Consider the following 15,606-nt stretch of genomic DNA (forward strand, 5'->3'; position numbering starts at 1 on the left):
GAGGTCGCGATGCCCCTCTCGGAGCATGAACAGAAGCTGCTTGAGCAACTTGAGAAGCAGCTTCATGAGGACGATCCGAAGTTTGCCAACACGATGGGTTCGGATCCCATCCGCAGCTGGTCAACCCGGCACGTGATAATTGGTGTCCTTGGTGCCATCGCAGGCATCCTCTTGCTGCTGGTCGGCGTGTCACTCCAACAGATCTTCGTTGGTGTCCTCGGCTTCGTGGTGATGGGCGCAGGTGTCTACTTTGCGACTCTTAGGGGCGCGGCGTTCGGTAAGACCCGGAAAGCGAAGGCCGGAAAGTCAAAGTCCAAGAGTTCGTTCATGAGCAATCTTGAGGAGCGCTGGGACGAGCGCCGCCGCGACGACAATTGAGTGTCCGCCAGCATTAGCCCGGCCCTGGATCCTTTCCAAGCGACGATTCCTTAATAAGCTGCGCCGATAACCTGCGCCGACAAATGGTGCATGCCCCTGGGTTGCAGGGGACACAAAGGACCCTTTACGGGTCTTTTTGCGTTTAACCCTGTGTCCTCCACTTTCCACCCCCCTTCGAGGTTGCCAGCCCACTCTGGATCCGCAACGCGACCATCCCGGGCCTGATTTCCTCGGCCGCCCATAGAGCCATGCCCCAGGCGTTCCTTTGCCCTCCACTTCCCACCACGCCCTTGAATCCGTGCAATAACGCGCCTTCGGAAACTCAAAGTGGTGGAGAAACACCCCATCGTGCGTTGACTGTGGGGCTTTGTGGAGTAAAGTGGAGCGCATAAGAGGGTATTGGCAGTGTTGGGTATGAACGGGCACCTTGACTGAGGGGCGGTGGGCCGGTGTTTCTTGGCACCCATTCCCCACGCCTTGATGAAAAGGGCCGGATCATACTTCCCGCGAAGTTCCGTGAGGAACTTGCCGAGGGCCTGGTTCTCACAAGGGGTCAGGAACGTTGCATTTACGTCTTCAGCCAGAGGGAATTCGAGCGCATTCACGAATCGATGCGGGAGGCACCACTGTCCTCCAAGCAGGCTCGTGACTACATTCGGGTTTTCCTGTCTGGGGCCTCTGACGAGGTACCTGACAAGCAGGGGCGCGTGACGATTCCGCCGGCGCTCCGGGCCTATGCAGGGCTCGGCCGGGAATTGGCAGTTATCGGTGCCGGTACCCGCGCAGAGATCTGGGATGCCGAGGCTTGGAATGAATACCTCGCCGAGAAGGAAGCAGCCTTCTCGGAGACCGACGATGACAACCTCCCCGGTTTCATCTAACCGGAAATGGGGCCCTGGCCCCGGTCCTTGGATGGGATCTCCAGCCGCCCATCGAACTGTCTTCCTGACTCAACTTCCCCTGAGCCAGGCCGGCGGAACGATAGGCGCGGATGGGGATCCGGTCCAAGGAACTGAATGCAAGCGATTGAGGAAAGAGGAGGCAACGTGGAAGAGCAGGACGCGGCAAAGCCCACATCTGAGCGCCACGTGCCCGTCCTGAAGGACCGCTGCATCAACTTGCTCGCCCCTGGCTTCGAAGCAGCCCGGAGCCGTGGCGAGACGCCGATCGTTATCGATGCGACGCTTGGGATGGGCGGCCACTCCGAGGCCATGCTGCAACGCTTCCCTGATCTGCACCTCGTGGGGATCGACCGCGATGAGGAAGCCTTGGCGTTGGCTGGCGCGCGGCTGGAACCCTTCTCGGACCGCACGGATCTGGTTCACGCGGTCTATGACGAAATCGAGGACGTCCTGGCCGATCTCGGCATCGCTGAAGTCCACGGCATCCTCATGGACCTCGGAGTATCGTCCTTGCAGTTGGATGAACGGGAGCGTGGCTTCGCCTACTCCTACGATGCTCCGCTGGACATGCGCATGGACACCAGCCGGGGGCAAACCGCGGCAGACGTCGTCAACAACTACAGCGAAGAAGAGCTCGTTCGTATCATCCGCAAGTGGGGCGAAGAGAAGTTTGCCGGACGGATTGCGAACAGGATCGTCACTGCCCGGGCCGAGAAGCCATTCGCCACCACCGGAGAACTCGTTGAGCAAATCCGCGGTGTAGTACCTGCTGCCGCAGCCAAGAGCGGTGGCCACCCGGCCAAACGGACCTTCCAGGCACTGCGTATCGAGGTCAACGAAGAACTCGACGTCCTGGAACGGGCTATTCCAGCCGCTGTCGCAGCGACTGCCCTGGGCGGGCGGATTGTGGTCATGTCCTACCACTCCCTGGAGGACAAGATCGTAAAGTCTGTTTTCCAGGCCGGATCCAAGTCCTCAGCACCGCTCGGATTCCCCGTTGAACTCGAAGAACATAAACCCGAATTGAAAACGCTGACCAAAGGCACGGAAGTGCCTACGGCCGCAGAAATTGCCGAGAACCCACGCGCGGCGTCTGCCCGACTCAGGGCCGTGGAGCGCATCAAGCCAAGGAGAGTCGCATGAGCACCGCCGCAGCGAAGACACTGCCCTCCTTGGTAGGCAACACGGCCAGGGCGCTCCCGGCCCCAGCCGGCAAGCCCGACGTCGGCCGAAAGGCGCGTACGCCGCTTTCGCTTGTGCGCAGCGCCCCCGCGAAGCGGCGCACTCCCTTTGTGGTCTTGTGCTTCGTGGTGATGGCGGCCGCCCTGCTGACGGTGCTCGTCCTTAACATTTCTGTATCCACAGCCCAGTACCGCTTGGTGCAGCTCAAAGCAGAAGCAGCCACGCTCAACAAGGAAAACCAGGACCTGACACAGAAGAAGCAGAACTTCGAGGCTCCCCAGAATCTGGCCGCAAAGGCTGCAGAATTGGGAATGGTACAGTCCACCGTCAAGGGCCAGATCGATGTGAACACCATGACGGTCACCGGAAAGGCAACCCCGGCTGTCAAGGGAGACAACCCCGCGGCCGTGATTGCCCCACCGGCCGTTGCTGGCCAGCTTGATGTGGTGCCTTCGGTGACTACCAAGGATCCGTTGGAAAACCTCAAACCGGCAACCCCTGCAGCGCCCGCGGCCACACCGGCCGCGCCAGCTGCAAAGCCGGCAACCCCCGCGTCTTCGCCTGCGGAGCTTCACGGGGGATCCGTTCCCGCTCCCCAGCAGAAGGCACCAGGGCACTAGCCCACAAGATCACCGACGCAAGGCCAGCAGCAAGGAATCCACGTGGCGCAAAACCCCGGCAAATCAAAAAAGACGAAGGTGCCGGCGGCGAGGAAGCGGCTCCGGGTTGGTCTTGGCATCATGCTGACACTGCTGTTGGTGGTGGGCGGGAAACTCTTCATGGTGCAAGGCCTTGATGTCGGTGGCATGGCCGAGGCTGCCCTTGCGAACCGTCTCACGCCACAGGTACTGCCGGCCGAACGCGGCAGGATCCTGGACGCCAACGGTACTGTCCTGGCCAGCAGTGTGATCCGCTACAACATTGTTGTGGATCAGGTCCTGAACACCGCTACCGCTGAGTTCAAGCGCTACAACGAGAAGACTGAAGAAGTAGAGACTATCCCGCGGGACCAGGGCATTTCCGAACTGGCTTCGCTCCTGGGGGCCGATCCCGCCAAGGTCAGGGAGTCGCTCACTGGTGACAAGAAGTACTTCACGGTGGCCAAGGATGTGAAACCCGAGCTTGAAGACCGCATCTCCAAGCTGCACATTCCCGGTGTTGCCGCCGAAGGCGTCAGTAAGCGTGTCTATCCGAACGGCAGCGTGGCAGGCGGAGTGGTGGGTTTCCTTCAGGACGGCACCACAGGCCAGGCGGGCATCGAGCAAACCCAGGACCAGATCCTCCGCGGTACCGAGGGCAAGCGCGTATTCGAGATTGGCGCCGATGGCCTCAGGATTCCCGTTGCCACTGACGAGCTCACGCCGGCTGTGGACGGAAGCGACGTCAAGCTGACCCTCAACACGGACATCCAGTACTTTGCACAGCAGGCTATCCAAAGCCAGGTCAACAAGATGAACGCCGAGTGGGGTTCGATTATTGTGATCGACACCAAGACGGGCAACCTTATTGCCCTGGCCGACACGAATGCCCCGGACCCCAACGATCCCGGGAAAGTTGATGCCAAGGACCGGGGTGTGCGTTCTGTAACGGCCGCCTACGAGCCCGGATCAGTCGAGAAAATGATCACTGCCTCTGCCGTAATCGAGGAGGGCAAGTCCTTTCCGCTGGACCATTTCACCATCCCGCCGTCCTACACCATTGACGGCCAGACGTTCACCGATGCGTTCGAGCACGGCACCGAAGAACGCACGCTGGCCGGAATCCTGGGCTGGTCCATGAACACCGGCACCGTGATGGCGGGAAGCAGGCTGAGCAAAGAGCAGCGCTACGAATGGCTGAAGAAGTTTGGTGTTGGAGAACAAACGGATATCGGCCTCCCCGCGGAAGCGACCGGTATCCTCGCCAAGCCTGATCAGTGGGATGAACGCCAACAATACACGGTCCTGTTTGGTCAGGGAGTTTCGCAGTCCACGCTGCAGACCGTGCGGGCCTTCCAGACGATTGCCAACGGTGGCGTGATGTTGCAGCCCAGGCTCATAGACAGCTACATCACCCCCGAGGGGGAAGAACAGAAGGTTCCGGCCAAGGAGTCCCGGCAGGTGGTGTCCAAGGAAACAGCGCAACAAATGCGGGACATCCTGGAAAGCGCAGTGACCGAGGGCCAGATCAAGGACGCGGCCATTGATGGCTACCGGGTGGGCGCCAAGACGGGTACCTCACAGGCACCACGCGAAGATGGACTCGCCGGCTTTGACGGGTATACGGCCTCGATGGTGGGCATGGCGCCCATGGATGACCCGCGGTTCATCGTAGAGGTCGTCCTGCAGCGGCCCAAGGGGAATATCTACGGCATCACCAATGGTCCCGTGTTCCGTTCCGTCATGTCCCAGGTCCTCAGGACCTACAACGTGCCGCCATCAACCGGCACCCCTGCGCACCTGCCGCAGTTCGTCAAGTAAGCTTCTTGGGCGTCTGTTTCGGCCAAAGAATTTGATCCATCACTACCGGCTGGGCGCCGCTGGCCCCAAGCCGGTCGTTCCACCGAGCATCAACGGAGAACCACGTGTCAGAGCACAATGAGGCCGCTTCCCACGCCGAGACGCCGGAGACCGGCACATCCGGCTTCCGCCCGGCGTCTGTGGCTGCAGTGCCTTTGTCGACCCTCGCAGAAGCCCTGGGGGTGGCCGTCCCGGCGGACGGCGACACCAGGGGAGTGACGGGGATTTCGCTGAACTCCCGGGCCATTGAACCTGGTGACCTTTACATGGCACTGCCCGGGGCTTCGCGCCATGGCGCCGACTTCGTCCCGCAGGCGGTAGAGGCTGGCGCCGTCGCCGTAGTCACGGACGATGCCGGGGCACGGCAGGTTGCCCTGGCAGGCGAGCAACCCGTACCTGTCCTGATCGTCGACGAGCCGCGCACCGTCGTCGGGCGTTTGGCTGCACTGATCTACCGCAGCCAGCCGGACGACGGCGGGTTCCCGACGCTGTTTGGAGTAACCGGGACCAACGGTAAGACGACCACAACGTACTTCATCAACTCCTTGCTCCGTGCCTTGGGAAAAACCCCGGGGCTCATCGGAACAATAGAAATCCTGGCCGGGGGAGATCCCATTCCGAGCCTGTTGACGACACCGGAATCCACTGACGTCCATGCACTGCTTGCCCTGATGCGGGAACGTGGGCTGGAGGCGGCGTCCATGGAGGTGTCCTCCCACGCCGTTGCTTATCACCGCGTGGATGGCGTGATGTTCGACGTCGCCGGGTTCACGAACCTCACCCAGGACCACTTGGACCTGCACGGCAGCATGGAAGAGTACTTCCGCACCAAAGCTGAGCTGTTCACCGCAGGACGGGCACGCCACGCAGTGGTGATGGTCGACGACGAGTGGGGCCGCAACCTGGCGCGAACAGCGGACATTCCGGTCACAACACTTACCGCAACGACAGGAGTCACCCCTGCCGATTGGTCCGTTGCCTCAACCATCGCCCGCGGACTCGGCACCGATTTTGAACTGCGGCACACAGACGGCCGCGTCCTGCGCGTACACACTGGCTTGCCGGGTGACTTCAATGTGGCGAACGCGGCCCTGGCCACGATCATGGTCCTGTCGTCAGGCGTCGATGTAGAGACCCTCCAGAGCGCACTCGACGCGCATGATCCCTTTACCGTGGCCGTTCCTGGACGAATGCAGCTCATCTCCGCGGCGCCGGCCTCTGTGGTGGACTTTGCCCACAATCCGGATGCCCTGGCCCTCGCGCTGCAGGCCGTCCGGTCCCGCGAAGAAGGCTCCCGCGTGATCGTGGTGTTCGGGGCTACCGGGCAACGGGACCAAAGCAAGCGTCCTACGATGGGCGCCATCGCGGCACGCTTGGCGGACATTGTCATCATCAGCGACGACGACCCCCACGATGAGGATGCGGCAGCTATCCGGTCAGAGGTCCTGGCAGGTGCCTATGCCGCCCGTGAGGCAGGGAACTTGACCTGTGAAATCATCGAATCCTCGCCGCGGGATGCCGCCATTCGACTCGCAGTGGAGTATGCCACCCCGAAGGACACTATCCTCATTGCAGGTCGAGGCCACGAGGTATGGCAAGAGGTCAAGGGCGTCAACCTGGCACTTGACGACAGAGTGGAATTGCGGACCGCCTTGACATCCAGGGGATTCAGCGTTTCAACGGACCAGCGGATAGAGTCCTAAACCGAGATGATTGCACTTACTGCGGCGGAGATCGCCCACATCACCCATGGCCGTTTAACCGGAGACGGGGACATCGCGCCCACTTCCGTCGTCACTGATTCCCGTGAAGTTACTCCTGGTTCGCTCTACGTCGCGAAGCCCGGCGAGCACGCAGACGGTCATGACTTCGTTGACGCTGCCTTCGAGCGGGGTGCCGTCCTGGTGCTGGCCGAGCGCGACGTCACCGACGCCGACGGCAAGCCGTATCCCGCCGTCGTTGTTGATGACGCGGTGCTCGCCATGGGAGCCCTTGCTGCCGAAGCAGTCCGCCGCATCCGCTCTGCCCGGGAGCAGCGCGGCGAGGAATTTACAGTGATCGGCATTACCGGCTCCGCCGGCAAGACCACCACCAAGGACCTACTCGCCGGCGTGTTGTCCCAAGCCGGGCCCACGGTAGCTCCGCGGGGCTCATACAACGGTGAGGTTGGGGTCCCCCTGACGGTCTTTGCTGCCGATACGGACACTCGTTACCTCGTCATTGAGATGGGAGCCACTGGTATCGGGCACATCAAGTACCTCGTTGGGATGGTGCAGCCCGATATTGGTGTGGTGCTGGTGGTGGGCACCGCCCACGCCGGGGAATTCGGCGGTGTCGAAAACATCGCCACGGCCAAGGGCGAACTCGTTGAAGGGCTCAGTGAGCACGGCACGGCTGTCCTGAATCTGGACGACGGCCGCGTTGCCGCCATGAAGACCCGCACCAGGGCCAAAGTTCTGGGCTTCAGTGCCTCTCCCGCGACGAACGAAGACGTGGAAGCCCGCAATGTTGCGGTCAACGCTGAAGGCCACCCCGAGTTTGATCTTGTACTGCCCGACGGCGGCCCTTCCGTTCCTGTCCGAAGCCGCCTGATCGGCGGCCATCACGTGACGAACCTGCTGGCTGCCGCTGCTGCGGCATTTGCCGCGGGCATCCCGGCGGCAGACATTGCTTCCTCGCTTAGTTCCCAGTCCGCGGCCAGCCGGTGGCGCATGGAACGAACCGAACGCCCGGATGGTGTCACCATCATCAACGACGCGTACAACGCCAATCCTGAGTCGATGCGGGCTGCTCTGCGCACACTCGCTGATCTCGGCCAGGGCAGGCGGACCTGGGCCGTCCTTGGCGCCATGCTGGAGCTCGGCGAGGATTCCATCCGCGAGCACACTGCCGTGGGAACGCAGGTTGTGCGCTTGAACATCTCCAGACTCGTGGTGGTGGGACGCGAAGCCCGGGCCCTTTATATATCGGCCATCCAGGAAGGTTCTTGGGGGGACGAATGTTCGTTCACGGAGACCGCCGAGGAAGCTTACGAACTCCTGCAAAGGGAGCTGAAACCCGGCGACCTGGTCTTGTTCAAGTCCTCCAATGGAGTGGGGCTGAGGCATTTGGGCGATCGGATAGCATTACCCCCACGGGCCGAGCCCACCGGGGAAAGCGCGGCTGAAGATGTCGCAAGCGAAGGGAACGAGCTGCTGTGATTGCACTTTTGATCGGCGCCGGCGTCGCCCTTCTGTTAGCCCTGATAGGAACGCCCCTGTTCATCAGGTTCCTGGTGGCCAAGAGCTATGGGCAGTTCATCCGCGACGACGGCCCAACCTCGCACCACACCAAGCGCGGCACGCCCACCATGGGCGGAACCGTGGTTGTTGCCGCGGTTCTGATCAGCTATTTCGTGACCCACTTGATCATGTGGATGATGAATCCACGGTCCGCGGGACCCTCCGCATCCGGGCTGCTTCTGCTGTTCCTCATGGTAGGCATGGGATTCGTTGGCTTCCTGGATGACTACATCAAGATTTCCAACAAGCGCAGTTTGGGCCTGAACGCCCGCGCCAAGCTGATCCTGCAAGCCGCCGTTGGCATCATTTTTGCCGTTCTGGTGCTGCAGTTTCCCAACGAGGACGGGCTCCGTCCGGCTTCCACGCAGATTTCCCTCGTCCGTGACATCCCCTGGCTTGATCTTGCTTTCGGTGGGACCATCCTGGGCGCAATTCTTTTTGTCGTTTGGTCCAACCTCATCATCACGGCGGCTACCAACGGCGTGAACCTCACAGACGGCCTGGATGGCCTAGCGTCGGGAGCATCCATCATGGTGTTCGGCGCGTACACGATCATGGGGATCTGGCAGAACAACCAGGCCTGTGGTTCGCCCCGTGAGGCGGGCAGCGGCTGTTATCAAGTACGCGACCCCATGGACCTGGCGCTCCTGGCGGCTATCCTGAGCGCTGCTTTGGTGGGCTTCCTCTGGTGGAATACATCGCCGGCCAAGATCTTCATGGGAGACACTGGTTCCCTGGCAATCGGAGGCGCTGTCGCGGCGTTTGCCATCCTGTCCCGCACGGAACTTTTGCTGGCCTTCATCGGTGGTTTGTTCGTCCTGATCACCCTTTCCGTCATCATCCAGGTGGGTTTCTTCAAACTGTCAGGTGGCAAACGGGTCTTCAAGATGGCCCCACTGCAACATCACTTCGAACTGAAGGGTTGGGCAGAGGTCACGGTTGTTGTCCGCTTCTGGATCCTTGCCGGGCTTTTCGTGGCCGCAGGCCTTGGAATCTTCTACGCTGAATGGGTGGTGCTGCTGTGAACGCAAGCCAGGAGAGCGCGCCGTCGGCCAACGACCGCCTGAAGGATCTCACCAGCTGGGATGCTGATTGGCGTGGCTTGCGGGTGGTGGTGACCGGAATTGGCGTGTCCGGTTTTGCTGCCGCTGACACCCTTATCGAACTCGGTGCAAAAGTTGTGGTGGTGGATGCCTCGACCACGGCGAAAGCAAAGGCGCAGGCCGACACTTTGAAAATCGTGGGTGCAGTGGATGTGCTTCTGGGCGAAGAGGCCGTGAAGCTCCTTCCCCTCATTGACGGCGAGAAGCCGGAGCTCATTGTGACCTCGCCGGGTTGGCGCCCGGACCAAGCCCTGCTGGCCGCTGCCAAACGCAAGCACATTCCCGTATGGGGCGACGTCGAATTGGCGTGGCGCGTCCGCGAACGGGCCGGCCGGAAGACCGCTGATTGGCTCACCATCACCGGCACCAACGGTAAGACCACCACGGTGGGGATGACCGAGTCCATGCTGCAGGCGGCCGGACTCAAAGCCATTGCCGTGGGCAACGTGGGTACGCCCATCCTTGACGCGCTCAGGGATCCGGTGGAGTACGACGCTTTTGCGGTGGAACTCTCAAGCTTCCAGTTGCATTGGAGCCATTCGTTGTCACCGGTGGCCAGCGTATGCCTGAACGTCGCCGAGGACCACGTGGACTGGCATGGCTCGTACGCGTCGTACCTTGCCGATAAAGCGAAGGTCTACGAGAACACGCAGAAGGCTGCCATCTACAACGCCGATCAAATTGAAACCGAACGCATGGTAGAGAACGCGGACGTCGTTGAAGGCTGCCGCGCGGTCGGATTCACCACGAACACCCCTGGCATCAGCATGCTGGGCGTCGTGGACGGATTGCTGGTTGACCGCGCGTTTATCGAAGAGCGGAAAAACTCAGCCGCCGAACTCGCGTCCATTGCCGATCTTGGGCCAGTGGCACCTCGCCACATGGTGGCCAATGCCTTGGCCGCCGCGGCCCTCGTCCGTGCCTATAGGGTTGACCCTGCCTCCGTGAAGCAGGGCCTGGTTAACTATCTGCCCGGTGCGCACCGTATCCAGCTCGTGGCCAAACAGGACGACGTGCTGTGGATCAACGATTCAAAGGCCACCAACCCCCACGCTGCGTCGGCCGCTCTTTCAGCTTTCCACAATGTGGTGTGGATCGCAGGGGGGCTCTCCAAGGGCGTCAATTACGATGACCTCGTCAAGGAACACGCTCCCCGCTTGAAGTCCGTAGTGCTCATCGGTACTGACACGGAGGCCTTGGAAGCGTCCCTCCAGCGACACGCACCGGATGTCCCCGTGATAGCCCAGCCCAAGGGCGACACTGAAAGTGTGCAGACCGCAGACGGGAACGCCTCCTCGCCGATTTTTGGTGAGACCATCATGGCCCAGGCTGTGAGGGCAGCGGCCAGCGTGGCGGAGCCAGGTGACACCGTGCTCATGGCTCCAGCGGCTGCATCCATGGATCAGTTCTCTTCCTACGCTCACCGTGGCGACGCTTTCGTCCAGGCAGTACGCGAGCTCGTGGAAGGGCAGGCAAAGACCACCGAGGAGTAACAATGGTCAGCACGCCCACCCGCAGCCGCGGCAAGGCTTCCGGGGACGTCGGAGCCGAGGCTTCGCCGGCTGCCCACAAGAAACCAGCCCGGCTTCGGGGCCACGTCCGCTCCTTCTGGGAAGGCCTGGAGGGCAAGAGCAAAGCGCCCAACAGCTCCACGTACTACCTCATTCTTGGATGCGCCCTGGCCCTCACCGCAATCGGTGTGATGATGGTGCTCTCTGCTTCCAGTGTGGAGGCGATCTCCGAAGGTAAGTCTCCGTACGCCGATGCATTGAAGCAGGCGATGTTTGGCGTCGTTGGACTTGTGGCGATGTACCTGATCTCCCGGACCAACGTCAGCTGGATGAAGAGGCTGTCCTGGTGGGGACTCGGTGCCGTTGTGGTCTTGCTGGTACTTGTGCAGGTTTTCGGTCGCAGCACCTTGGGCAACCAGAACTGGATCGACATCGGCGGCATCAGCATCCAGCCCTCGGAAATTTCGAAGCTGGTTCTTTGTGTTTGGATAGCGGCGGTCCTGGCACGCAAGGAGAAGTACCTGCATCGCTGGATGCACGTGATCATACCGGTGGTCCCAGGGGCTGGCCTGGTCCTTGGGCTGATCCTCGTGGGCAACGACCTGGGCACCGCAATCGTTGTCATGGCCATTGTGGCCGCGGGGTTGTACTTTGCCGGGGTTCCCACGAAGATGCTGGCAATTGCGGGCGTCGCCGGCGCCCTTGGCGCTACAGCCATGACAATCATCAGTCCAAACCGGATCTGCCGGGTGACAGCCTGGCTGGGCATGGCAGGGGATTCCTGCACCGCAGATTCCGACTTCACCTATCAGTCCACCAACGGCATGTATGGGCTGGCGCAGGGCAGTTGGACCGGACTTGGGCTGGGACAGAGCCGGCAAAAGTACAACTGGCTTCCTGAGGCCCACAACGACTTCATCTTTGCCATCATCGGCGAGGAACTGGGACTGGTGGGCACCCTTGTGGTCCTGGTCTTGTTCGCTATCCTTGGCATCGCCATTTTCCGCGTCGTTGTCCGGCAGACCGATCCGTTCCAGCGCACGCTCGCTGGTGGCATTATGGTGTGGCTCCTGGGACAGGCAAGCATGAACATGGCAGTGGTGACCCAGCTGCTTCCAGTGATCGGTGTCCCGCTGCCTTTCATATCTGCAGGTGGCTCGGCCTTGGTGATGTCGCTGTGCGGCGTGGGCGTAGTGTTGTCCTTGGCCCGCGGACAGTTGCCACCACAGCAGCGTCCCCGGCTCTTGCCGCGTCGTTTGTCCAAGACCGCACGAAAGCGTAAATAGCACTTCATGACTTCAGATTCCCCCCATGCGTCCAAGCCGTTGTCCGTCGTGCTTGCAGGCGGTGGCACGGCCGGCCATGTCAGTCCCTTGCTGGCCATCGCGGATGCAATCAAGGAAAAGCGTCCGGAAGCTGCCATCCTGGCTGTCGGCACGCCGTCGGGCTTGGAAACCAGGCTTGTCCCGGCGGCCGGATACGAGCTCGCCACTATTGACCGCGTCCCGTTGCCACGAAAACCGTCCCTTGATCTCCTGAAGCTGCCGGGGCGCTTGCGGGGCGCCGTCAAGCAAGCGGAACGAATCCTTGATGAGGCCCGGGCCGATGTCCTGGTGGGTGTGGGCGGCTACGTCTGCACTCCCATGTACCTGGCGGCCCGCAGGCGCGGTACGCCCATCGTGATCCATGAGGCCAACATGAAGGCGGGGCTCGCAAACCGCGTGGGTGCACGGTTCAGCCGCCATGTTGCCGTGGCGTTTGCCGGTACGCGCCTGCGCGGCGCCCGCCACGTGGGAATGCCGATGCGTCGCGCTATCTCAGGGCTGGACCGCTCTATGGCCGCGCCTGCTGCCAAGGCTTCGCTGGGCCTCAATCCGGACCGTCCTGCCTTGATCGTGACTGGTGGGTCCTCCGGAGCACTAAGCATCAACCGTTCTGTGGCTGCTGCCTTGCCCGCGCTGGCAGCTGCGGGGATCCAGACACTGCATATCACCGGTACCGGCAAGGCTGTTCTGGATAACGACGGCGGACTCCTCGCCTCTGACGGGTACCGGCAGGTGGAGTACGTGGATCGAATGGAGGATGTCTACGCCGCTGCAGACATCCTGCTCGCCCGGGCCGGAGCCGCAACGGTCAGCGAAGTGGCAGCTGTAGGGGTTCCTGCGGTGTTCGTGCCCTTGCCCATCGGCAATGGTGAGCAAGCCCTTAATGCAGCTGCCCTGGTGGAGGCTGGCGGAGCGCTGATGGTCCTGGACAAAGAATTCACCCCGGAATGGCTCAAGGAAGAACTCATTCCACTCGTATCGGATCGCGGCAGGCTGGACGAAATGGCCCGCAGGTCCGAGGCCCTTGGCATCAGAAACGCCGATCAGCGCATGGCTGATCTTGTCTTGGAAGCGGTAGCCGCATGACGCACCCGATTGCACCACTTGAGTCCCTCGGACGAGTACATTTCATCGGCATCGGCGGGGTGGGAATGTCTGCCATCGCCCGGATCATGGTGGCCCGCGGTGTTCCCGTGAGTGGTACTGACGCCAAGGACCTTCCGGTCATGCATGACCTGGCTACAGCAGGTGCCCGTATTGCCGTGGGATACGACTCCGGCAATCTGGGGGACGCCCAGACTGTTGTTGCCGGCTCCGCAATCCGTGCGGACAATCCTGAGTTGTCTGCGGCACGTCAGGCCGGTTTGCCCGTGCTGCACCGTTCCGAGGCACTCGCTGCGACCATGGACGGCCACAGGGTGGTCACCATCGCCGGTACGCACGGCAAGTCCACCACCACCTCCATGGTTGCGGTCCTGCTCAAGGAAGCAGGACTGGATCCCTCGTTCGCCATTGGCGCCAACGTCCCGGCGCTGGGAGTCAACGCGGACCACGGATCCTCGGACATCTTCGTGGCTGAAGCGGACGAGTCGGATGGCTCGTTCCTCAACTACCGTCCACTGATCGCCGTCGTCACCAATGTGGAAGCGGACCATCTGGACCACTATGGAACCGCTGAAGCTGTTTTCGCCTCGTTCGATAACTTCGCAGCGCTCCTGCCGCCCCACGGACTCCTCCTGGCATGTGCGGACGACGCGGGCGCCCGCGCGTTGGCGGAGCGGACGGCCGCCAAGGGAACCACGCGTGTGCTGACGTACGGGACAGGCGACGACGCCGATATCCGCCTAGGCGACGGCGGTCCGGGTGATGTGTCGGTAGCGGTTGATGGAGCCAGCTATACCTTGAACCTGCAGGTCCCCGGAAGGCACAACGCGCTGAATGCCGCTGCCGCGTTCGCCGTCGCCCTGGAGCTTGGCGTGGCGCCAGTGACGGCGGCTACGGCGCTTGGACACTTCACCGGCGCGTCCCGGCGCTTTGAACTCAAAGGGCAGGGGAGGGGTGTGCGTGTGTACGACGACTACGCCCATCACCCAACCGAAGTGCGTGCCGCCCTGTCCGCTGCCCGTTCTGTGGCTGGCGGCAACAAGGTCCACGTTCTCTTCCAACCGCATTTGTTTTCCCGGACTCGGGAATTCGCTGCGGAGTTTGCATCGGCTCTGGATGCTGCTGACACGGCGCTGGTCCTGGACATCTACCCTGCCCGTGAAGACCCCATCCCCGGCGTCACCAGTTCGTTGATTGCTGACCGGCTCTCCCAAGGGCGGCTGGTCTCCGGTGACGAAGCTGTGGAAGCTATTGTGGCGGCCGCTGGTGAGGGTGACATAGTGCTGACCGTGGGAGCCGGCGATGTCACTGCTTACGGCCCGGTGATTGTGGAGGCGTTGGGTGGCTAGCACCCGCAAGCCAACCTTCAAGCCCGCCGCAGACTCCGGTCGGGAGAATAAGGGCCGTCCGGCCGGTGGTTCCACGGAAAGCGTCATCACCGCCCAGCGGTCCGTTGAGCCTTCCCCAAAAAACAGCGCGGACAATGTCATTGCCTTTCCGGAGCCGAAGGGCAAACGCAAGCGCAGGCTCTTGCTGTGGACGCTCTCCATCGTTACGGCTGTCGTCGCGGTGCTCATAGCGGGTGCCATCTATTCGCCCGTGCTCGCGGTCTGCACCATCACAGTGGACGGCACCAAGCTGCTGACTCCTGAGGACGTGCAGAAGGCCTTGTCAGGAATGGAGGGCAAGCCGCTGCCGCAGGTGAGCGAGCAGGAAGTCAATGAGCTCCTGAAGCCCCTGGTCCAGGTGCGTTCGGCAACTGTGGAGGCAAGGCCGCCGTCGGAATTGCTGGTGCACGTCAATGAGCGCGTACCCGTGGCCCTGTTGAAGCAAGGCGACTCATTCGTGATGGTGGATGTAGATGGAGTTCAGCTCGGAGCCACGCAGGATCAGTCAGCGGTGGCGCTGCCCCTGATCGACGCCGGCGCAGGTGCCACCAACACTGGGTTGTTCAAAGCAATTGCAGCTGTCCTGAACACTTTGCCGGCCGATGTGCTCGCCAGGATGTCCACCGCATCTGCTGCGTCTCCTGATGCCGTTGAGCTAAAACTGGTGGACGGAAAGACGGTAGTGTGGGGCAATGCCGAGGACAAGGAACTGAAGGCGAAGGCGCTTGAGGCACTATTGAAGATGCCGCCGGATCCCAAAGTTCCCGTGAACGTCTACGACGTCAGCGTGCCCCGGCATCCATTCACCAAATAAAGAGCATTGAGCACGTAACCTGCGGGCCTCGGTGACCTTATTTCGCGACAATCAAGCGACACGCGCAAGCGGTCATTGCATGTCCGAAGCGGAGGAAATACCGTCGCAGTAGAGTTACTT

13 protein-coding genes are annotated in these 15,606 nt (G+C 61.8%); all 13 read left to right on the forward strand.

Annotated elements, in window-relative coordinates; genetic code table 11:
- The first annotated feature begins 9 nt into the window (after window positions 1-9).
- Window positions 10-378 (forward strand): DUF3040 domain-containing protein, encoded by a 369-nt coding sequence (locus KSW38_RS03830; RefSeq protein WP_216922945.1) that lies wholly within the window; start codon window positions 10-12, stop codon window positions 376-378.
- A 449-nt stretch (window positions 379-827) separates the two neighbouring features.
- The gene (gene mraZ, locus KSW38_RS03835; RefSeq protein WP_216922947.1) at window positions 828-1,259 is read left to right on the forward strand and encodes a division/cell wall cluster transcriptional repressor MraZ; all 432 of its coding nucleotides are present in this window, start codon (window positions 828-830) and stop codon (window positions 1,257-1,259) included.
- Between the two features lie 135 nt (window positions 1,260-1,394).
- A complete protein-coding gene (gene rsmH, locus KSW38_RS03840; protein WP_216922949.1) occupies window positions 1,395-2,423 on the forward strand; it encodes a 16S rRNA (cytosine(1402)-N(4))-methyltransferase RsmH in 1,029 nt (342 codons plus the stop codon).
- Window positions 2,420-3,082, forward strand: a complete 663-nt coding sequence (gene ftsL / locus KSW38_RS03845; RefSeq protein ID WP_216922951.1) for a cell division protein FtsL — start codon at window positions 2,420-2,422, stop codon at window positions 3,080-3,082. The genes rsmH and ftsL overlap by 4 nt, the downstream gene beginning before the upstream one ends.
- A 42-nt stretch (window positions 3,083-3,124) precedes the next feature.
- Window positions 3,125-4,921 (forward strand): peptidoglycan D,D-transpeptidase FtsI family protein, encoded by a 1,797-nt coding sequence (locus tag KSW38_RS03850; protein WP_216922953.1) that lies wholly within the window; start codon window positions 3,125-3,127, stop codon window positions 4,919-4,921.
- 104 nt (window positions 4,922-5,025) lie between these two features.
- Window positions 5,026-6,663 carry a UDP-N-acetylmuramoyl-L-alanyl-D-glutamate--2,6-diaminopimelate ligase gene (locus KSW38_RS03855; RefSeq protein ID WP_216922955.1) on the forward strand — a complete coding sequence of 546 codons (1,638 nt, stop codon included), beginning with the start codon at window positions 5,026-5,028 and terminating at the stop codon, window positions 6,661-6,663.
- Window positions 6,664-6,669: 6 nt separating this feature from the next.
- Window positions 6,670-8,160, forward strand: coding sequence for a UDP-N-acetylmuramoyl-tripeptide--D-alanyl-D-alanine ligase (locus KSW38_RS03860; RefSeq protein ID WP_216922957.1), 1,491 nt, complete (start codon window positions 6,670-6,672; stop codon window positions 8,158-8,160).
- Complete coding sequence (gene mraY / locus KSW38_RS03865; RefSeq protein ID WP_216922959.1) at window positions 8,157-9,266, forward strand: phospho-N-acetylmuramoyl-pentapeptide-transferase; 1,110 nt, start codon at window positions 8,157-8,159, stop codon at window positions 9,264-9,266. Before KSW38_RS03860 ends, mraY begins: the two co-directional genes overlap by 4 nt.
- Entirely contained in the window at window positions 9,248-10,837 is a 1,590-nt protein-coding gene (murD, locus tag KSW38_RS03870) for a UDP-N-acetylmuramoyl-L-alanine--D-glutamate ligase (protein ID WP_216922961.1), read from the forward strand. The genes mraY and murD overlap by 19 nt, the downstream gene beginning before the upstream one ends.
- A gap of 2 nt (window positions 10,838-10,839) precedes the next feature.
- The gene (gene ftsW / locus KSW38_RS03875; RefSeq protein WP_216922963.1) at window positions 10,840-12,141 is read left to right on the forward strand and encodes a putative lipid II flippase FtsW; all 1,302 of its coding nucleotides are present in this window, start codon (window positions 10,840-10,842) and stop codon (window positions 12,139-12,141) included.
- 6 nt (window positions 12,142-12,147) lie between these two features.
- Complete coding sequence (gene murG / locus KSW38_RS03880) at window positions 12,148-13,266, forward strand: undecaprenyldiphospho-muramoylpentapeptide beta-N-acetylglucosaminyltransferase (RefSeq protein WP_216922965.1); 1,119 nt, start codon at window positions 12,148-12,150, stop codon at window positions 13,264-13,266.
- Window positions 13,263-14,633: a UDP-N-acetylmuramate--L-alanine ligase gene (murC, locus tag KSW38_RS03885; protein ID WP_216922967.1), complete on the forward strand. Its 1,371-nt coding sequence runs from the start codon at window positions 13,263-13,265 to the stop codon at window positions 14,631-14,633. Before murG ends, murC begins: the two co-directional genes overlap by 4 nt.
- The gene (locus KSW38_RS03890; protein ID WP_216922969.1) at window positions 14,626-15,486 is read left to right on the forward strand and encodes a cell division protein FtsQ/DivIB; all 861 of its coding nucleotides are present in this window, start codon (window positions 14,626-14,628) and stop codon (window positions 15,484-15,486) included. Before murC ends, KSW38_RS03890 begins: the two co-directional genes overlap by 8 nt.
- The last annotated feature ends 120 nt before the right edge of the window (window positions 15,487-15,606 follow it).

Origin of the sequence: Paenarthrobacter aromaticivorans (assembly GCF_019038615.1) — a bacterium.
GTDB lineage: Bacteria > Actinomycetota > Actinomycetes > Actinomycetales > Micrococcaceae > Arthrobacter > Arthrobacter aromaticivorans.